Genomic DNA, 18,866 nt, shown 5'->3' with positions numbered 1-18,866 from the left:
TAAGTTTTAGTTTCGCTGATATTCCCATTAATGCAAATTTTAACTGTGATAAGTATGAAAGCAGATCACTGTAGAGAATGAATAAAAGACGACCAAAAGTATTCTGCTGCACCTTGTTGCGTAAGTTGTTCTTCCGTGTCACTTGTTCGATAAAAATTCATCCCGCTAGCTTTTAAATACAATGAAAAACCATCATTTTCAACACTTAGCCAATCATTCATACTGTTATCATTCTCAGAGCTTGAATAACAAATAGTATTGCGCTCAAAGTGCCCACTACCATACCAAATATTACACACGCTCTTCTGACTGCCGTTTTCATAAATATAAGCACAAAAACGTGTCGAGGTAATTTGCTTAAAACGAACTTGTATCTGCTGGTTCCGATTACCTAGTTCTTCTAAAGAGCCTTCAAAATAACGAGCTATGTAGTCAAAACTTGTCTCCAAAAAGCAATCTCTATCATGATCACTAAACTCTTGTTTTAGTCGCATATTACTCGAACGTGGTAAAGCGACGCTTTCTGACTTGATAGGAGGTTGAGGACTAATGAAGCTAGTAACACTTTTGGGGATGGGACTACTTGGAAGTTCTTCAATTGCCACTCTGATCTGTTTTGCGATAATTGTGAATGCTTCTTGTTGATTCGCAAACATGCTTACCGGCTTTCCATCTGTAGGTGTTGCCAACAGCTTTCCAAAGGGTGCATGATGCCAATCACACGGATGTAGAATGACAGGGATCACTTTCGCTTCCCCGAGTTCATGCTTTTCTAGTGCTCTAACCATTTCTTTTTCATAGCAATAATTTGAAGCCAAGAAATGAGCACTTACCAAAAGAAGAATTACATCTGAATCTTCTAAATTTTGACTAATATCTTGATCAATTTCAGAACCAACCACAATTCGGCGATCATGCCACGTAGTAATCAGTCCTTGTCTTTTAAGCATAGCAAGGTGGACTTCTAATTCATTTCGTAGCTCTTCATCAACATGACAGTACGAAAAAAATAAATTTGCCATTACCTCTCCCTCTCTACTTTAAATCAATACTGAATTTTGTTTGGAATTAGAGGCTTACGAGACCAGTGTTCATCAATAGTTTGAGTAAAATCAGCCCTGACTAATTTGGCTCGTTTCTCAAGCCAGTTCCCTTTATCCTTCCTCAAATAAATACCTTCAATTTTATTAGCACCGTAATATGACGGTTGGTCTAACATCAATTTCAAGTCTTTGAGACTAAATCTACCTTGATTCAACGGTGAAACAATGGGGATACCCACATTCACTAGAACCTCATTCCTTCTTTTAACAGAATAAAATTTGCCTGCTGATCGACTATAGAGATCAAAACCAATAAACCAATTTGGTAGCTTTTCATAACCAATTGAGTGCTCGGCATAACACCATTCACCAAAAAGTATTAGATCCTTATCAAGAGCTAGTTTAAGTTGATACTCATATTGTTTTATCCATTTCCACAAATGCTTAAACTGACCACCTACACCTTTATCTATCCAAGCCCCTCGATTTTGTGCTCTTAATTCCCCATGCTGATCAACTGAGAGGCCCACATTAGCCCCATCAACTTTCTCCTCAACAACTAGCTCTGAAGATAAAAAAGATTCCACTTCTAATGGTGACAGTAGTTTATCACCCCTAGGTTCTCGACCACCTAACCAAGCGATATGGGGAGTATGAGGAAATCGGAAAAATTCAGGTATCATTTTGCTTTCTTTTTTCCCCAGCTCTTTTTGTTCCAATCATCAATAAGCTGATGAACATTGACGCCTGCAGCCACTAATTCGGTTTCCCAATCATACCAATCGGTATCACAAGCATTAACAATCGTACATTCTGGTTGTTCTTCATTTGCTTTAATACAAGCAGCGACCATTTTTGTATCCGCGAGGTCATGAACAACTGTTTTTAAAGGCTCGTTTAAAACGGCAACTTTGGTAGTGTGAGCGGGGTTGCTATCCCACTCGATATCTACGAAGTCAACCTGTTTTCTATCCATCTTATCGAATAGAACACGTCTACCATAATCTTGATCGGTGAGCTTATTATCGTATTCACCCATTATTTCATAGTCATAATCTACGACCATATGACGGCAGCTCTTATCAAAATCTACCAGCCAATCAAGGACTTTACTTGCCTCTTTAGCGTCTTCAACTGGGTGATTTTCAGAGCGAAAGGGGGATTCAGGGTGCTCTCCACTGGCTACAATAAGTACGTTAGTATCAACTACATGTCTCCTCATTGTTTCGCTCGCTCTGCTTTCATTCGTTGCATCGTTTCTTGAGCTTGCTTTCTCAATTCACCAGTAGCATCACCGAAAAAGTTTTTCGGCCATTCTTCTAGTCTTCCATATTTATCCATACTCAATGTTTTCAACACCGCATCTGAATTTTTTCGTTCAACAAAATACAGTGCACACTGATCTGGCTTCGCCTTTTGGGTTGCAACCAAAGTTTGCATACGTCTGAATAAGTGCTCGGAATGTGTCTCAACGATAAATTGAACATCACGTTCTAAGCTAACTTCCAAGAATAACTCAGCAAGTAATGACTGAGCCAGAGGATGCAAATGGATTTCAGGTTCTTCTAAGATAATCGTTGACTTTTCTGGTGCGAAATATGCTAATACAAGCACAGGAAGCACTTGCGACACACCTGTGCCAACATCAATTAGATTTGCCGCTACACCATCTCGATGAACAAGTATGTTGTAGTTACCTGCACCAATATGTTTGACCTCAAGCTTATCGGCGATGCGCATTTTTTTGAGCCACTTTGATACCGCTTCAACTAGGCCATCGCTCTTTTTGCCTGATGTATTATTACTAGCTAACAATGCAAAAACGGCCTCGCTACCATCAACTCCGATGATTCCTGGCCGAGTTCTATTCCAAATATACGTTCTTCTAGGCTTGCTTCTGAGAGGGCCTAAGTAAGAGACAACCTCAAGATCCCTTAATACCGATAGGCTGATGTCTTCTACGTCACTTCCACTTGGTCCCAAATTGTAAATTGCATCTTTAGAAAATGACACACCACGCTCAGGCGAATACTCTCTACTTTTCAAGCTAGTTCGAGTCTCATTTGGCAAATAAATATTAAAAGCCCCTTTGTCAGAACGCTGAGCTCTGAACCAATTTTCACCATCTTTACTGAGTTGGAGTTGATCGATAACGGGGCTTTTTTTGGAATCCTGAACATAATCAATTTTTAGAAAGCTGCTGCCTTGTCTTCCGACAACATCCATTTCAATAGAAATTTTTCTGTTTTCAGGATCTTTCGTTAATAGATCGTCAAATGATCCCATGTCCACATAGTCATTTGCCTCGTCTCCACCCAGATTTAAATGAATCGTTCTATCTGGGGATGTTGCCGTCTGTTTCATTAATAACAGGCTTTGTAAGAGGCTAGATTTCCCTGTTGAGTTTTCACCAAGCAAAAGAGTCACAGGTGCAAGATCGACATCTCCTGACTCACGCCACGCTTTAAAATTGGTAAGTTTTATTCTCTTAAACATAAATTATCCTGTTTTCTAGACCCTAACTATCGCCAGCTCAACAATCGCGTCAGTAAGCTGAAATTGTCTTTGTTGGCTATCGCGAAGACGTTGTTTTAGCTCATCGCACATACCTGATAGCTGGTTTACTCTCTTAACAATTTTGATTTGTTCTTCAGCAGGAGGCAAAGGGAATTCAATTGGAATCAAACGTGCAGCACTTAGGTGAGCCATATTAGTCGTTTGTTTTACTGCCTTCTGAAAGCGCCCAGAATACAAGCAGTGCCTAAAATAAAGTAAAGAGTATTCAGAGCTAATATTATTGTGAGCTTTGAATCTGAGTAACGTGTTTTGAAAACAAGCGTTCGCCACGTCATTTTTAAACATGGCTGGTCGACCTACAAGCTCTTTACTTTGGCCTTCATTCAGTAATATATCACCATACTCTAATCGATATACTTTTTGTTCTTCAGGTGTAAAATTCATCTCTTTTACATCTGATGTATCAATTCTATTGTCGTGAACGTTTGCTACCCGAAGATAAGGGATCATGTGAGGTCCAGAGTGATCTTTCGGAGAACGCTGCCTACCCAACTGTATGTTGCCTGCCTCCCCTGTTCGACACCACTCCCAACCATTTGGTAGTTCAAACGGCATTTCATCATCAGAAATCGGCGGCAGTGCTTTCTGCTTTTTGATTTTCTTCTCTTTGATTAACTGCGCTTTTTCTTCCGCAATACGCTCAAGCAGCTTTGCAGCAGGTTCATCATTTGGATCTTGTGGGACAAGCTTACCCATTACCGCCAGTTGTAGGATGGTTTGTTTTAGCTGGTCGATGCTCTCTTCTGTGGTGAACAGGGTATCGAAATGCTCCGCAGCCATTTGCCAGTTTTGCATTAGCTCTTCAGCATTTGCAGAGTTGGTTAGCGTGTCTAACAGCGTTGTTACCAATACCTGATGTGCCGCAATGCTGGCTTCGGTTTGTTGCTCTAGTTGGTCACAGAGTGTCATTAGTTCATCGACTTTGGCGACAATGCGGTGTTGTTCTTCTTGAGGAGGCACAGGAACAAGTAATTCAACAAAATTTGAAACCGATATACCACCAATAATACCAGTCATTTTCTCTGAGAACTGTTCAAAAAATAATGGCGTTAGGTAAAGTGACAGAAGAAAGCTAGACTTAATCCCGCTATATGGAACATTTGCAAACAGCTTGTTCCCGAAAAATATATCTCTATCAACTAATCCGCACTTTTTACCTGCACTACCACCTTCAGCACAAATCAACACTGTGTTTTTGGGTGCAAGTTTAAATTTTGGTTCGTTTTCAGGTACATGTGTGTCAACAGTATAAGATAGTTTATCAAACCCATAACCAATGTCTTTAGTTGAAAGGTATGGTAATCCAACACCATCTGAGTATTTTTCTGATTTTAATCTTGTACTAATACTGTTTCCATTAAACACATTACCTACCGTACCTAAACGTGCCCAAGCCCAGCCTTTAGGCAGTGTAAAAAGTTCATCTTCCTCTTTAATTTCAGATAGCTTTTTAGGTTTCTTAATCCTCTTATCTTTCACCAACTGAGCTTTTTCCGCAGCAATTCGCTCAAGCAGAACAGAAGCTGGTTCATCACTTGGATCTTGAGGTACTAACTTACCTCGCACCGCTAACTCTAAGATCAGCTCACGCAGTTTCTTAACGCCATACAACTCTAGCTTTTTACTACTGCCACGCCCTGTGGTTGCTTTAGTTTTTACCGTTGAAGTCCAAGTATCGATATTGTCTGTAATCAACTGATTGATAGGTGTTTGGTCAAAGCTCATCATTCACCCTCACCTACAGATGATTTCAGAGCATCACCAAGAATGCCTTTCAGCTTGTTACGCAGATCTGTGATATCTTGTTGCTGCTGTTCATAACTTGCCAATAACTCTTGTGGATCATGGCTGACAACTTCTTCTTGATATGGGTTTTTAATATCGAGATTGAAGTTACGCTCGATGATCTCTTCAATCGAGACTTTCCAAGCGTGGTTATTCTCAACACGAAAAGCAAAACCGTCGTCTTCACTGCCCCACCACTCTTGCTCTTGTTTGAACTCTTCAAACTTCATTGGCTTAGTTTTGCTGTAGTTCTTCACGCCCTCTGGGTATGGGTGTTCGTAGAACCATACGTCTTTAGTTGGCTTACCTTTGGTGAAGAACAGAATGTTGGTTTTGATACCTGTGTATGGGTTAAACACACCATTCGGTAAGCGAACGATAGTGTGCAGGTTACACTCTTCAGTCAGCATTTTTTTGATTTTGGTTTTAACGCCTTCACCAAACAATGTGCCATCTGGCAGTACTACGCCTGCTCGACCGTTGTTTTCATCAAGCACTTCAATAATAAGTTGTAAGAACAGATCGGCAGTTTCACGCGTCTGCATTTCGGCTGGGAAGTTCTTTTCAATGCCGTCTTCTTCTGTACCACCAAACGGAGGGTTGGTCGCAATCACATTGATGTTACTGTCCCAACTTGAAAGCGGCTTGTTCAGCGTATTACCGTGTTTGATTTGCACTGGAACTTCAATACCGTGCAGCATCATGTTGGTGATACACAGTAGATGCGGAAGCTGTTTCTTCTCTACACCGTGGATTTGCTTTTGCAGCGTTTGATGGTCAGCCGCCGTTTTCACGTAGTTGTTTTTAACGTGATCGAATGAACAAGCAAGGAAGCCACCCGTACCCGTTGCTGGGTCCATAATAGATTCGCCAAGCTTAGGATCTAGGCGGTCAACGATAAAACGAGTCACGGCACGAGGGGTGTAGAATTCACCCGCGTTACCCGCGCTTTGCAGGTCTTTCAGGATTTGCTCATAGATATCACCAAACAGGTGGCGCTCTGAAGAGTCAGTAAAATCAATTTCATTCAGCTTGTTGATCACTTGGCGCAGCAACGTACCGTTTTTCATGTAGTTAAACGCATCGCTAAAGGCTTCTTTCACCACAAAGCCTCGCGGGTTTAGATCAACAGGTGCAGTTAAGTTTTTCAGTTTGTAGAACAAGTCGTCGTTTACGAACTCAAGCAGCGCTTCACCGGTAATGCCTTCGGCATCTTGAGCCCAATTACGCCATAGATATTGTTCTGGGATTGGTGATTTGTAGTCGTCCAGTTCGAGCTCTAACTCTTCTTCTTGAGCGTCAAATACTTTAAGGAACAATAGCCAAGACATTTGACCTAGACGCTGCGCATCGCCGTCGACCCCCGCATCTTTACGCATGATGTCTTGAATAGATTTAATTACTGAACTGATAGACATATTTTTCTTACTTTTCGTATTCTAAAATTAAGGCGGTATTATATCAGGTATAAGGACCTGATTAGTGCCGTAAAAAGTAATAAAGGCCAGCATTTCGCGACCTTTATTATTATTTGGTTAATTGCTAAGCAGATTTGTAGATTGCGTCTTCTAGCTCTTTCACAGCAGCAAGGTACTTAGGTTTTCCACCAAAACCTTTTTTAACGATGTCACTCATGCTGCCTAATTCGTTGAAGGGTGCTACTTTCAACACTGTAATATTTTCAACTTCGCTAACACCGCTATCAGCGTATTTATCTAAAAGTCTATCTAACACTTGTTGCGCGGTTTCACCGTACTTAGTGAAGTAGTTACGCTTTTTCACGTTCTCCGCTCGCTCTTTTCGAGTCAATGGCGGTTGGTCATATACAACGTGACAAATCATATCAAATGGGTCCATGTCTTTGCCCACTTCGTCTTCTAGCGCTTCCCATAGAATACCGGCTTCTGCTAGCTCATCGATAATGGCTTGCTTGCGGTCAGATTCGTTCCAACGTTTGGTGAAGTCATCTAATGAAGAGAACTGCTTCACCATAGTTTTACGGGTGTAGTCTTTAAATGACTCGGTTACAAGCTTACCGTCTGAATCATAATATTGAACACGTTCAGCAAGGGCTTTTACTGGAACGCCATTCACATGGAATTTGCGAACTCGATTCTCATCACCCCAATCGTCTGCACCGCCTGTACTTTCAGGGGAGTTTCCAAAACCATCACCATAGGTGGTCTCTGGTTCTTGAATTGAATCGGGGTCAATGTCTTCATCACCGAATGGGTTGTCAGCATCGATATCATCAACGCCGTCGATGATGTCATCTAAGTCGTCTTGATCTTCAAACTGCTCAGGAGTCGTGACCTTCACACGTTCTGGTGTCCCGTCGAAGCGTTCGTCAGCGAACAATTCGGTCGCTTTTTTAAAATCTAAGATAGTGAACCAAAGCTTGCCATAGCGATCATCAATACGAGTACCGCGACCAATGATCTGCTTAAACTTGGTCATTGATTGAATACCTTGATCAAGTACCACTAGCTTACAGGTTTTTGCATCAACACCCGTCGTCATTAGCTCCGATGTAGTCGCTATCACAGGGTACTTCTTTTTGGGGTTAATGAAGTTATCTAGCTGAGCTTTACCGAACTCATCATCACCCGTAATCTTCATTACGTATTTATCGTTCTTCTTAACCTGTTCAGGATTCAGATTTACTAACGCACGACGCATACGCTCTGCATGATCGATATCGTTACAGAACACGATGGTTTTGGCCATTGGGTCAGTGCGTGTTAGATAGTTGGTAATGGTTTGTGCGACAAGTTCGGTTCGCTCATCAATGACCATAGTGCGATCAAAATCTTTTTGGTTGTAGATTCGGTCTTCAATTACTTCGCCATTTTTATCGGTTTGCCCTTTGGTAGGTCGCCAACCTTGAACATCCACATCAATATCGACACGAACGACCTTATATGGAGCTAAGAATCCATCCTCAATACCTTCTTTAAGAGAATAGGTATAAACCGGATCGCCAAAGTACTCGATGTTAGAAACTTCATCTGTCTCTTTTGGTGTAGCCGTTAAACCGACTTGAGTCGCACTGCTAAAGTATTCAAGAATTTCACGCCAAGCGCTATCTTCTGAAGCACTACCACGGTGGCACTCATCAATAATGATTAAGTCAAAGAAGTTAGGGTCTACTTGCTTGTAGGCTTTCTGTTCTTCTTCTGGCCCAGTAAGTGCTTGATAAAGAGCTAGATGAACTTCAAAAGCAGGATCGACTTTACGGCCTGTAATCTTGGTCATTGCCGTACCAAAAGGCTGAAAATCATTCGTTTTGGTTTGATCAACAAGAATATTTCGGTCAGCTAAGAACAGAATTCGTTTCTTAGCCTTAGCTTTCCAGAGGCGCCAAATGATCTGGAATGCGGTGTAGGTTTTACCCGTACCTGTCGCCATAACTAACAAGATTCGGTCTTGACCTGATGCTACCGCTTCAACCGTTTTGTTAATCGCTTGAAGTTGGTAATACCGAGGTGACTTACCACTACCATCATCGTAATAGTCTTGTGTAATAATTGGTAAGTGCTCTTCTTTATAACCTTTCCAAACACAGTATTTATGCCAAAGCTCTTCAGGAGACGGGAAATCCTCTAGACGAATTTCAGATTCTAGTTGAGCGGGATTAGTTAAATCTCTGAAGATGAAGCCATCACCATTCGAAGCAAAAACAAATGGCACCTCTAACAACCCTGCGTAGACCATACCTTGTTGCATGCCTTTACCAACTTCGTGCTTATTGGCTTTTGCCTCAATCACTGCAAGCGGCATACTAGGTTTATGATAAAGAACAATATCGGCTGATTTTACTTTCTGACGAGCAGCAGCTTGACCACGAACAATCACCTTACCGTCTCGCAATTTCACTTCTTGGCGAATTTGGGTCATATCATCCCAACCAGAACCTTTAATGGCAGGTAAGATGAACTTGGTGATGATGTCTGTTTCAGAAAGCTTAGACTTGGAGAACTTTTCGACCATACGACTTTGATTCCATACTGAATTGCGACGGATTATATAACAAAGTTCATATGATTGAAGAATAAGAACGCAACAATAGTGTGGTTAACAAGTAATTCGATCACAAATTGCAGACTTGGGAGGTTAAACATAATCAAAGGCTGCTATCACCCGCTCTCGAAAAGCCCCAAGCCTTATGCGTTCTGATTCTTCAATCGCTAAAAAATCTCTATTCGCTTTTTCTATAAAAGTATCTGTAGCCCACTCAATTTGTAGAAAATCATTTGTTCGTGGTTCAGAGGTAATGCACTTCTCTTCAAAAGAGGAGTTTACACAAGTTGGAATTTCTGACCTTTCAATTTCAAGAAACGTACAAGATTCTGGAATATCTTCTTCTACACGCTCTGCGAACTTGACCAAACTTTCCTCAGCGAAGGTATACAACCATGCTTCTTGGTTGGGTGAATCATTAACTCTCAATATCCTTCCAAGGACTTGTCTAAAGTAAAGCTCTGTTTTGACCGAACTCATATGGCAACAAACCTGCAGCCGAGGGATATCCGTTCCTTCGCTTATCATTCCAACACTGACTATCCACTGAACATTCGAATGACGAAAGGACTCAATTTCATTCAACGGATTATCATGATGATAAGTCACGATGCATGCTGATTGCTTAAAGTGCTCAATCAGTCGCTTTTGAATATGTTTAGCGTGCTTGATAGAGGCAGCGACAACTAAACCACCTGCATTTGGGGACTCTTGTCTTATTTGGGCTAGCTTTTGGCAACCACTATTCAATATATAGTTCATAGCATCTTCATTGTGAATGACACTGTGATAAGAGACATCAGATTGTTTAAGGCAGTCCAGAATGGAGGAAAAGTGCTGATTACTACTGCCTTTCTGGATACTCAAATGCTCATTGTCTATCAGGGCAATTTTAGGTTGGCGGCATACCTTATCAACAACTGCCTGTTGCAAGCCATATTGATAATCACAAATGAGCATACCATCAGGGTCGGAATACTCGGCCATAACTATCGGTAACCGATCAGAGCGCCAAGGAGTACCCGACAGCGCTAATGTGTAACGGGCAAAACCTTGGATCTTACTGACAATTTCTAACCCCCATGAATTTGACCTACCCTCATCATCAAACGAGCAATGGTGGATCTCATCAAATACGACTAGTACCCGATATTTACTGACGGTGTTCCAGAAGTTTTCATCTAAAAAACGGATGGATTGATAGGTATAAGACCCACCTAAAGAGCCCAAGCCTCCATTAAAGGAACATTCCAGTTTCCATGAAAAGGTCTTTTTCATCCCTTCAGCGACCGAAAGTGATGGTGAGAAACAGAGAACTAAGTCAATCATACCTTCTTGAAAAAGACGCTTAGCAACCTCTGATGCCATAACGGTTTTACCAGCACCAGGAGTGGCTTGACAGAAAAAATGTGGGCGTCGATTTGATGAGAACTTATTGATAGCCAGCTCTACGCACTCAGCTTGCCATGTTCTTAACATTGGGAAGCCTTGCTTTGGGCTACTTGCATCCAGTTGGTTAGTGCATTGATTTTGCCCAATAGCTTAGCTGATCGCTCTCTCGCTGCATTGAATAACGGCTCCATATCATGCTTGTTGTTTGGAAAACGCGTTAACAAAGATTGGTATTCCTCAATCTCGCCCAGAGTAATCGCTAACTCACCTTCATGTTGTTTTTTCTCTTGTTCTAGTGCATTTAGAGAGAACTCCGGAGTTTGAACAGTTATTGAATCAACTTTAGCTTTCTTATTTCTAGCTGCTCGAGGCTCAATTGTAAGCGCTTTAAATTCATTAGTTTGATGGTAACGCTTGCCTCTGCGAGTCCCAATGACAGAAAGCCAGCCTTTCTCCTCAAGTGATAGAAGTTGCTTATAAACATACTTTCGAGCTTCGTCACTGCTCGTAAAGGTTGAAGTACTATTTAACAAAGCATCCCTAGCTTCTATAACAGAGAAATCATCCATCCCTTTTTCAATCAATAGGTTAAACATATCAGGGTTAATTCTGGTTACTTTCTTCATGTGACTCTTGCATGCAATAAAAACTTAGGATTGCTAAGTATACAAAAATCAGTAAAACTTAGACAATCTAAGTTATCTAAAGGTTGAAAAGAAATGTGTAAGTGCAGAAAGACAACCCAATCCCAGCGAGGCTCAAAGCTGCGCGTAAAAAAGCCAAAATCACCCAAAAAGATTTAGGGGTGAAAATCGGCATGGAACCAAGTTCTGCTAGTGGGCGAATGAACCATTATGAGAAAGGTAGACACGTACCAGATATTGGTACACTCGAACGAATGGCTGAAGAATTAGATGTTCCCTTGAACTATTTTTTCTGTAGGAACGAATTGAGTGCTGAACTAGCGTGTGCCATTGATAAGATGAGTGATGAAGAGAAGGCGGTGTTATTAGAAAAACTGACGCCATCTAGTTAACTCTGAGTAAGGTGCTTCACTAACCAATAAGTTGCTGTATCGATAGTTTGCTAAAAACCTGCTTTACAAAACGAAGTTCACCAGTCTCGGCATCAGTTACATAATTTTCATAAGAAGCTATTTGCTCTATGGTTAGAGCATCTATCTGCACAGTGAAAGGATTTATATCATTCGGATCGTTAATTTTCTCGTAAACAGCAGCAAAGTCTTCCTCACCAATATAGTCCTTATTTTTCGCCAAAGCGACGTCTAGTGCGGCTGCAATTAACTCTTTAATTTCACCAAGTATACCTTTGCTTGCTGATAACAGTCTCATTGCGAAATCGACGTCGGTCAACGGCACCTTGAATGGTAAAGGCACCGTCTTTTCCAGAGCTTGTAAAACATCTAAATAGTTATCAATTGCGGACTCATCTGTGATCTTAATGTAAGGGAGTGTGCGTCGAACCATAATTCGCCTGTTCCACTGAGAGTCCTCTAAGATTAGCCCGGCACTATGAAGTCCTACAAACACTATCGGCAAATGACACTCATCACTAATCATTTTGAGGCGATCTCTAATATCCTGCCTCTGGTTATGACTGGTTCGTTCAAACAACTCTTGACACTCCTCAATCACTAATAACTTAAGCCCAACTCTTTTCGATGTCTCAATCACACAATCCGTTAATCCAATCTCTGAAGGCTTGGCTCTGCTATTTCTGTAAGCGCCAAGCTCTTTGGCCATCCATAGTAAAGTCTCAAGTAACGAGGGTCTTACACGAGTAATAAGGACTTCATTCCTTGATAAGTTTTTCTCGATAAAGTGATTAATAGTGGCGGTTTTACCTGCACCGGTGCCTGCTGTCAGAAGCATCGATGGCGCAAAAGTGCCAAACTTCCTGCGTTTAATTATCCATTCGAGTCCAGAGAGAACTTTTTCAACCTCTGGGTAAATTGAAAATGAGTCATGATAGTTTGCTAAAACTTCGTCTCTATTTAAATTCCTTCTCGCTGCTGTCACAACTATTTCCTTAGATTTCTGCGCTCGTCCCATTTAGCTCTGAAGCTCTCTAGCGGTGTTGTATCCGAGCTTTTTTCTGACTCTGCGACCTTTTTGTTTGGTTTAGGTGTTCTGTCACTTAGTTTGGAATGAGGGGTGTCGCTATTAACACTCGATATTTCTGCAACTTTCTTGGTAGATTTCGCCTTTCGTTTTCGCTCAGTGTGAGTTAACTGCATTAAGTCTGCTTGTTCTGATTCGATTCGGTCATGCAGTGCAAGTCGAGCTTTTGCTAATGACAGCACATCCATTTCCCCCTTTATATAGGTTCTATGAGCCGCCAAAATCTTTTCATGTTCGCAAACGCTCAATCTGACTGTGTAACCCATTGGGTCCTTACTCGGAACCTTCACGTACCCTTGAAGTTCATCGAGGTAAACATAAATAGCGGATAAATCATCTGGATCTACTTTTATTTTCTTTTTTGAAGACTCGTTTGTTTGGGGGTATGTTTTTCGATAATCAGACAGCGCCACACAGTCATATTCTAAGTGCATGAACTTAATGCCTTTATCTGTCAGTTTTCTATACTGAAGAATCCCCATAACTACCCTAAATGCTTGCTCGTGCTCAGGTAAGAGTTTTAGTGGTGATAAAGCGTCATAGCTTTGTTTCCAATAAAGGTTTGGTATTCTTTTATAACGACTATCAGCATTAGCATTGTGCACATCTACTATCCAACGGTGAAACTCCTCTACAAAGGTACTAAAGCGCATAACTGCATCTTTTTCTGGCTTATAGTCTTCTTTTTCCAGCACGTTGGAGAATGTTTTACCCGGCACCCAACCGACAATCCCTTGAACAATTTCACCAAACTTACGTTCAACAAATGGCTTTAACCATGGTTTCCGAACCTTGTTATAAACGACATTTATCCCGACCTCCAAACATGCATCCTCCCAGCTTTTTGACCAAAACTCCGCGCCGTTATCGACCACCAAGTTCTCGATTTTCCCTTCGCAAAGCCACTCATTGTTGAATGAAATAGGCATTTCAGAAATGTAGCTCTTACTTTTTGTCGCATGAATAACGGCTCTCGATGCCGACACATAACTAGGAGCCTTAAAGCCAAGATGAAAGCCTATTATGCACCCACTAAAAACATCCACGAGTAGTGTCAAATGCGCTCTACCTAATGGGACCATTAGAGCATCATGCAATAAAATTAAATCCAACGGGGTGTGATCCATTTCGACTCGCTCCAAAATTCGAGTCGGCATTTCTACAGATTGGTAATAGTTAAAGAGCTTATCTGCGTAGTATTTACCATGGCGAGCTAGCGCGACGCTGTATGGTTCTTCTTTACGAATACGCTTCTTAAATGCTTCATATGAGACTTTCGGGATTCTTCCGGCGACAATGGCCTCATTAGCTACGGTTATCCTATCGCAGTAGAAGGCGTGTGCTGCGCGAATCGACTGTCGCCTTGCGTCTAAAAACATCTTCAGGGCTTCATCATAATATTTTTCATCACCAACAACTCTGGCATCTCTGTTACCTTTGAGGTGGTTTTTATCGACTAAGCTAGTAAAACTTCCATCCGAGTCGACAAACGAATTATGCCAACGTTGCAGTGATTTATAGCTTGGTTTTTTGGTAAGGCGTGTTTTGTCGAAGTGTTTTTCAATTAGAGGAGTAAGGTTTTTAGAGGTCCAACCTCCATTAAGTTCATTCGCAACTAAGCACAACAATTTGTACCTTTCTAGAGCTTTGTTCTTCTGTTCCTCTGGATAAGAAGAGAGGTCTCGCTCAATGATTTGTGTTGACTGTAATCTCGAGTACTTTAGACGTTCTGTCTGAGCTGCGGGCAAAAACTCATGCTTTAGATCAGAATCTTCGTCGTACTCAGGCTCAAACTCGTCATGGAATCGGCCTACCATTTCATCTCACCGAAACAGTTGTACTTTCACTCAACTGAGCGATGTCTAAATCAACATCAGCTTTTCCTACTGCAATAAGTCTTAAAACAGAAGCGAACACCCGACCAACAGACTCTCCGATTGAGTCTGCTAGATCACTAATTTTCATTGTGTTCTGTGCGATCAGATAGGAATATACTTTTATTGCAAGCTCATCGCCTGCGATACACCCACTATAGCGGTGCACAAGCTCAGTATTCTTGAGAAAGTACCCATCTCTAATTTGCTTGTCAGTCACTAAAACAAGACTAACCCCTCTTCGGTTGGCGGCCTCTTTACGAGCAGAAAATTCTTGTTTAAATGTTTTTGATAATGTCTTCTTGTGTGGCTTAACTTCGACATATTCGAAGGTGCCGTCGTGGTAGGTAACTAGAAAATCGGGTGTGTAAGGGCGCTTCTTTCCATTGAAGTCATAGTAGAAACCCTCTGGCTGAGATTCGTACCGAACTACATCTGGATCATACTCGAAATGATAGCAACAGTCTTTCTCCAAACTACCCTCACACATAACAGCGTCTCGGTTTTTTAGACTCGAGAACTTAAAGATGTTCTTATTAGGTGACGGTTTGCGAAGATTACGGATATACATATGCGTCCCTTTTGTTGTAAAAAAACAACCAAAGTAAGCTTAGGACACTTTATGGATTTTAAAAGGACAGATTATGGTTTTATTGGGACAGGTTATCGTTTTAACGACACTTTTAAAGGGTGGGACCCCAGCCACATCCCGGCACACAAGTCACACGCTGCGGCTGCTTCCTTCCGGACCTGACCGAGTTCACGAGCTATTGTTGCGAGAGGACCAGAGCCCCATAATTCTTGCTTTGAGAGCTTGTCTCAAATGATGTGAGGATTATTCAGCATCGCCTCTCGGATTGCAAGGGCTAAAGCGACGAATTTGTCCTTTTCACTTCCGTTTGGACAAAACTCGGTCAATTCAGTCTATTAAAGCTAAACCATACAAGGGTTTGCTTCATTACAATTCCGGGAAGCTTGTTTGCTCGAGTACATATCTTCATCTGCTAAATGCAGCGCTTGCTCAAGACTAACGCTTCGCTCTCGCTTGGCGGAAACACCCACAGAAATGGTTACCACATTCAAACCATCAGATTGTTCGTCTTTGACATCCAGTGAACTCAGTTCTTCAACCGCTCGACTTAACTGAACCTCAGTAGGATAGCCAAGCAAAATAAACTCATCACCACCAATCCGATAACTTCTACCCGCCCACACACGATGTATTTTGAGCGACAGCAATTGCAACACTTTATCCCCTGCTCGATGTCCAAACGTATCGTTGATTTGCTTGAAGTGGTTAATATCGAGATATAAGACCGCAAGATCCTTTGGTACACCCTGTCGGTACTTAAGTTGTAACGAGCGTCGATTTCTCAATCCAGTCAAGTTGTCAGTGTTTGATTGACGGTATAGGTACAAGCTGACACCAACCGCAAACACCAGCACAAAAACAAACACAGCTTGAGTCTGCGTCGCCAAACGAACTTCATATTCTAAGGCGGTTCGCCAATCTGGTCTTAAGTCATACTGAGCAACAATTTTCTCCAAATCTAGCATGGAGATTGCTCGACTAAAGTATGGGGCGAGAATTTCACCACGCTGATTGGTTGTTAACCCTATCGACAATTCCGATTCGTAAAACTCACCAATCGCATCGTCTTGTTCAATTGGAATTAACTCACTCAAACGTAAGAAATGATTCAGCATAGCGGTGTCCATCGCAATGTAATCAATCTCTCTGGCTAACAAGGCATCTAATGTTGCTTGCTGAGAATCAAATCGCTTGAGTTCTTTTAATGGCAGCATTTGGGTAAGCATTTGATCAAAAAAGTCATCTTTTACCACACCAATACGTTCAGAAATAAGCTGAGAAACATGGGAATATACGTTGGGCTTGTAGCCCAAGCGTTTCACCATAACCGACGTTGGTTGGTAATGAGGCTGAGGGAAGTAACTGAAAGCACGTCGTTCTCGACTGATGGTCAGTGGCGCTAATAAATCGAATTCACCTTGGATAAATTGGGCGTACATGGACTCCCAACTTTCATCAGGCTTGCTGATAACCACACAATTCAAAGCCAAAATTTTACAGCTTTTCATTACGACGTCTGCTGTCATCCCTTCGATAGAGCCGTCCTCTTTATAAACCACGTAAGGAAAGATAGATTCAAACTTGATAGTAAGAGGCTGCTCTAAATCGATTGGCAGTCGTTTGATAGATTCACGCAATGCTGTCTGTCGAAGTTCAAACTGATATAGCGCAACTTGTTCGCGTAAATGCTTTTGTACCGATTCATCGTGAATAAAATTGGCAAACGTCGACAACTCATCAAGATGTGATCCTTTCTGGCTAACAATAGAAACAGGCTTGATGGAGATTTGGTCATTAAGAAGTTTGGCATCAAAGCCTTCTAGCAACATAGGTTTGAGTTGATTGATAGCATCTACTACCCCATCAACTTGACCAGAACGTAGCAGTGCCACCGCTTCTTCATGCCCTTGATAAGGAACTTGAAGCAACTCAGGGTAGTTTTGTTGAATAAGCTCTGCATAGATGGTGTCTTTTGGTACCCCAACAACACTCGCTTCACCTAAGGTCGCGTCATTCAAACCATACAGGTAAGTATATTCAATGTTAGTTGGACGTGAATAACTGAACTTCAGTGCACGTTCTGAGGTGTAGGTGATATTCGCAGCAAAGTCGCTCTCACCGTTCGCAACAGAATCCAAAATAGCGTCGAAACTCGAGTAATTCACGTACTGGATCGAAACACCAAAATGTTCTGCTACTGCGTCAAATAACACGCGAGTAACGACATCATCCGCCTCCGTCGCTACCTTATAATTAGGGGCTTGTTCCGGTTCTGCTTTGAGGCTCAAACTCAATAGAAAGCAAGCAAAAACCAACAGCCTTTGAACTACTTTAACCATGACAAACGTTTCTAAAAGGACCCTTCATACATATTGAAGGTAGGATTGAATTTTTATTATTAAATGCACAATAAATATGAAAGGCCGAACATATAACATTCGGCCTATTATTTCATAAACAAATCAAGAGTCTGCCGCACGGGTCACTATTTACCCAGAGCGACTACAACTATTTCATAACTCTGCCTGCTCATCGCTACTACGTAAGATGTAGTCCGTCATCCAAGCCGTTCCGAGCAAACAAATCCAAACAACAAAGACAGGGTTTGGTACTTCAATGTTTGGGCTAACGACTAATGCAGCGAACCCTACGGTCGGCAAAGTCCAGCAGAGCAACTTACCCCAACGCATCGGATTTCGAATCTTAGTTAACGCCTCCATAGAAGCCAGAATTCCCGTAATACTTAGTGCGACAAGCACAGCATAAGGCAAATCAGCTAACCACAGTGGCAGCAACAACAGCAATGACCACCAACTGTGTTTTTCTGAAGGTTTCCAATGATTTGCTGCCCACCACATGACTATCACTGATAAGGTTTGTACCACTGTCAGCCACGCAGAGCCATCAAGCTTCCCGGCTTGTTGTGTCACCATAATGCCTACTTGTAAGGTCAATACAATCAGACCAGCGGTAAGCAATACGCCTAGTGAACTACGACGTGAGAACACGACCATTAATAGTGGGAATAGGATCAAAACGCCCACTGACAATGCAATCGGCTGCATCGACAGAGTGACACCATAAACGGTCATGGCACCGAGCAGAATCAAACCGGCAATTCCTCCTTGTGGCAATATCCACAGTGCGGGAATCATTAAGGCGAGAACGGGGATCTCTCCTTCGCTCAAACTGATGGCACGAGCACACACCACGGCAAGAAGAGTCGTAATAAGAAATTGAAGTGTCGAAAAAATCATAGCGCCTCCTGGCTTCCCCAACCAACTTGGTAACTCAACGGCATGTCAAACTGGGCATTAAAAGTCGTTGAGCGGGTCTATATGTAAACTAAGCATAAGCTTGTTTTTGTATTTCCAACTTACTCTGAGAGATCACTTGAAGCTCACAAAAGAAACAATAAAAGGCGGTGAAGAGAGATGAGCGA

General features: G+C 41.9%; 15 protein-coding genes and 1 other RNA gene. 1 reads left to right on the top strand and 15 read right to left on the bottom strand.

Annotated features, from left to right (window positions below):
* Nucleotides 1-65 precede the first annotated feature (65 nt).
* The 9 genes from J4N44_RS04810 to J4N44_RS04770 form a co-directional block, all read right to left on the bottom strand.
* Nucleotides 66-1,022, bottom strand: a complete 957-nt coding sequence (locus J4N44_RS04810) for a toll/interleukin-1 receptor domain-containing protein (protein ID WP_252044902.1) — start codon at nt 1,020-1,022, stop codon at nt 66-68.
* A 23-nt stretch (nt 1,023-1,045) separates the two neighbouring features.
* Nucleotides 1,046-1,762, bottom strand: a complete 717-nt coding sequence (locus J4N44_RS04805) for an RNA ligase family protein (protein ID WP_252044901.1) — start codon at nt 1,760-1,762, stop codon at nt 1,046-1,048.
* Nucleotides 1,723-2,265 carry a hypothetical protein gene (locus J4N44_RS04800; protein WP_252044900.1) on the bottom strand — a complete coding sequence of 181 codons (543 nt, stop codon included), beginning with the start codon at nt 2,263-2,265 and terminating at the stop codon, nt 1,723-1,725. Before J4N44_RS04800 ends, J4N44_RS04805 begins: the two co-directional genes overlap by 40 nt.
* Nucleotides 2,262-3,539: a DUF3696 domain-containing protein gene (locus tag J4N44_RS04795; protein WP_252044899.1), complete on the bottom strand. Its 1,278-nt coding sequence runs from the start codon at nt 3,537-3,539 to the stop codon at nt 2,262-2,264. Before J4N44_RS04795 ends, J4N44_RS04800 begins: the two co-directional genes overlap by 4 nt.
* A 15-nt stretch (nt 3,540-3,554) precedes the next feature.
* The gene (locus tag J4N44_RS04790; RefSeq protein WP_252045082.1) at nt 3,555-5,345 is read right to left on the bottom strand and encodes a restriction endonuclease subunit S; all 1,791 of its coding nucleotides are present in this window, start codon (nt 5,343-5,345) and stop codon (nt 3,555-3,557) included.
* The gene (locus J4N44_RS04785; RefSeq protein ID WP_252044898.1) at nt 5,345-6,823 is read right to left on the bottom strand and encodes an N-6 DNA methylase; all 1,479 of its coding nucleotides are present in this window, start codon (nt 6,821-6,823) and stop codon (nt 5,345-5,347) included. Before J4N44_RS04785 ends, J4N44_RS04790 begins: the two co-directional genes overlap by 1 nt.
* A 124-nt stretch (nt 6,824-6,947) precedes the next feature.
* Nucleotides 6,948-9,395, bottom strand: a complete 2,448-nt coding sequence (gene hsdR, locus J4N44_RS04780) for an EcoAI/FtnUII family type I restriction enzme subunit R (RefSeq protein ID WP_252044897.1) — start codon at nt 9,393-9,395, stop codon at nt 6,948-6,950.
* Between the two features lie 123 nt (nt 9,396-9,518).
* The gene (locus J4N44_RS04775) at nt 9,519-10,904 is read right to left on the bottom strand and encodes a DEAD/DEAH box helicase (protein WP_252044896.1); all 1,386 of its coding nucleotides are present in this window, start codon (nt 10,902-10,904) and stop codon (nt 9,519-9,521) included.
* The gene (locus tag J4N44_RS04770; RefSeq protein ID WP_049535808.1) at nt 10,898-11,443 is read right to left on the bottom strand and encodes a VspR family transcription factor; all 546 of its coding nucleotides are present in this window, start codon (nt 11,441-11,443) and stop codon (nt 10,898-10,900) included. The genes J4N44_RS04775 and J4N44_RS04770 overlap by 7 nt, the downstream gene beginning before the upstream one ends.
* Nucleotides 11,444-11,544: 101 nt before the next feature.
* Between J4N44_RS04770 and J4N44_RS04765 the strand changes: the two genes are divergently transcribed.
* Complete coding sequence (locus J4N44_RS04765) at nt 11,545-11,853, top strand: helix-turn-helix domain-containing protein (protein WP_045419487.1); 309 nt, start codon at nt 11,545-11,547, stop codon at nt 11,851-11,853.
* Nucleotides 11,854-11,872: 19 nt separating this feature from the next.
* Here J4N44_RS04765 and J4N44_RS04760 read toward each other — a convergent pair whose 3' ends face one another.
* The 6 genes from J4N44_RS04760 to J4N44_RS04735 form a co-directional block, all read right to left on the bottom strand.
* Nucleotides 11,873-12,856 (bottom strand): TniB family NTP-binding protein, encoded by a 984-nt coding sequence (locus J4N44_RS04760; RefSeq protein WP_038875871.1) that lies wholly within the window; start codon nt 12,854-12,856, stop codon nt 11,873-11,875.
* 2 nt (nt 12,857-12,858) lie between these two features.
* Nucleotides 12,859-14,775: an integrase catalytic domain-containing protein gene (locus tag J4N44_RS04755; protein WP_252044895.1), complete on the bottom strand. Its 1,917-nt coding sequence runs from the start codon at nt 14,773-14,775 to the stop codon at nt 12,859-12,861.
* Nucleotide 14,776: 1 nt separating this feature from the next.
* On the bottom strand, nt 14,777-15,403 hold the full coding sequence (locus tag J4N44_RS04750) for a TnsA endonuclease N-terminal domain-containing protein (RefSeq protein ID WP_228174930.1): 627 nt from the start codon (nt 15,401-15,403) through the stop codon (nt 14,777-14,779).
* A 122-nt stretch (nt 15,404-15,525) separates the two neighbouring features.
* An RNA gene (gene ffs / locus J4N44_RS04745) (signal recognition particle sRNA small type) lies at nt 15,526-15,622 on the bottom strand.
* 143 nt (nt 15,623-15,765) lie between these two features.
* Nucleotides 15,766-17,763 carry a GGDEF domain-containing protein gene (locus J4N44_RS04740; RefSeq protein WP_009698326.1) on the bottom strand — a complete coding sequence of 666 codons (1,998 nt, stop codon included), beginning with the start codon at nt 17,761-17,763 and terminating at the stop codon, nt 15,766-15,768.
* Nucleotides 17,764-17,937: 174 nt separating this feature from the next.
* Nucleotides 17,938-18,681 carry a VP0952 family biofilm-associated protein gene (locus tag J4N44_RS04735; protein ID WP_050925875.1) on the bottom strand — a complete coding sequence of 248 codons (744 nt, stop codon included), beginning with the start codon at nt 18,679-18,681 and terminating at the stop codon, nt 17,938-17,940.
* Nucleotides 18,682-18,866: the final 185 nt, after the last annotated feature.

Origin of the sequence: Vibrio sp. SCSIO 43155, assembly GCF_023716605.1 — a bacterium.
GTDB classification, from domain to species: Bacteria; Pseudomonadota; Gammaproteobacteria; order Enterobacterales; family Vibrionaceae; genus Vibrio; species Vibrio harveyi.
The sequence above is the reverse complement of the archived record's forward strand: the minus strand, read 5'-3'. Positions and strand labels throughout refer to the sequence as shown.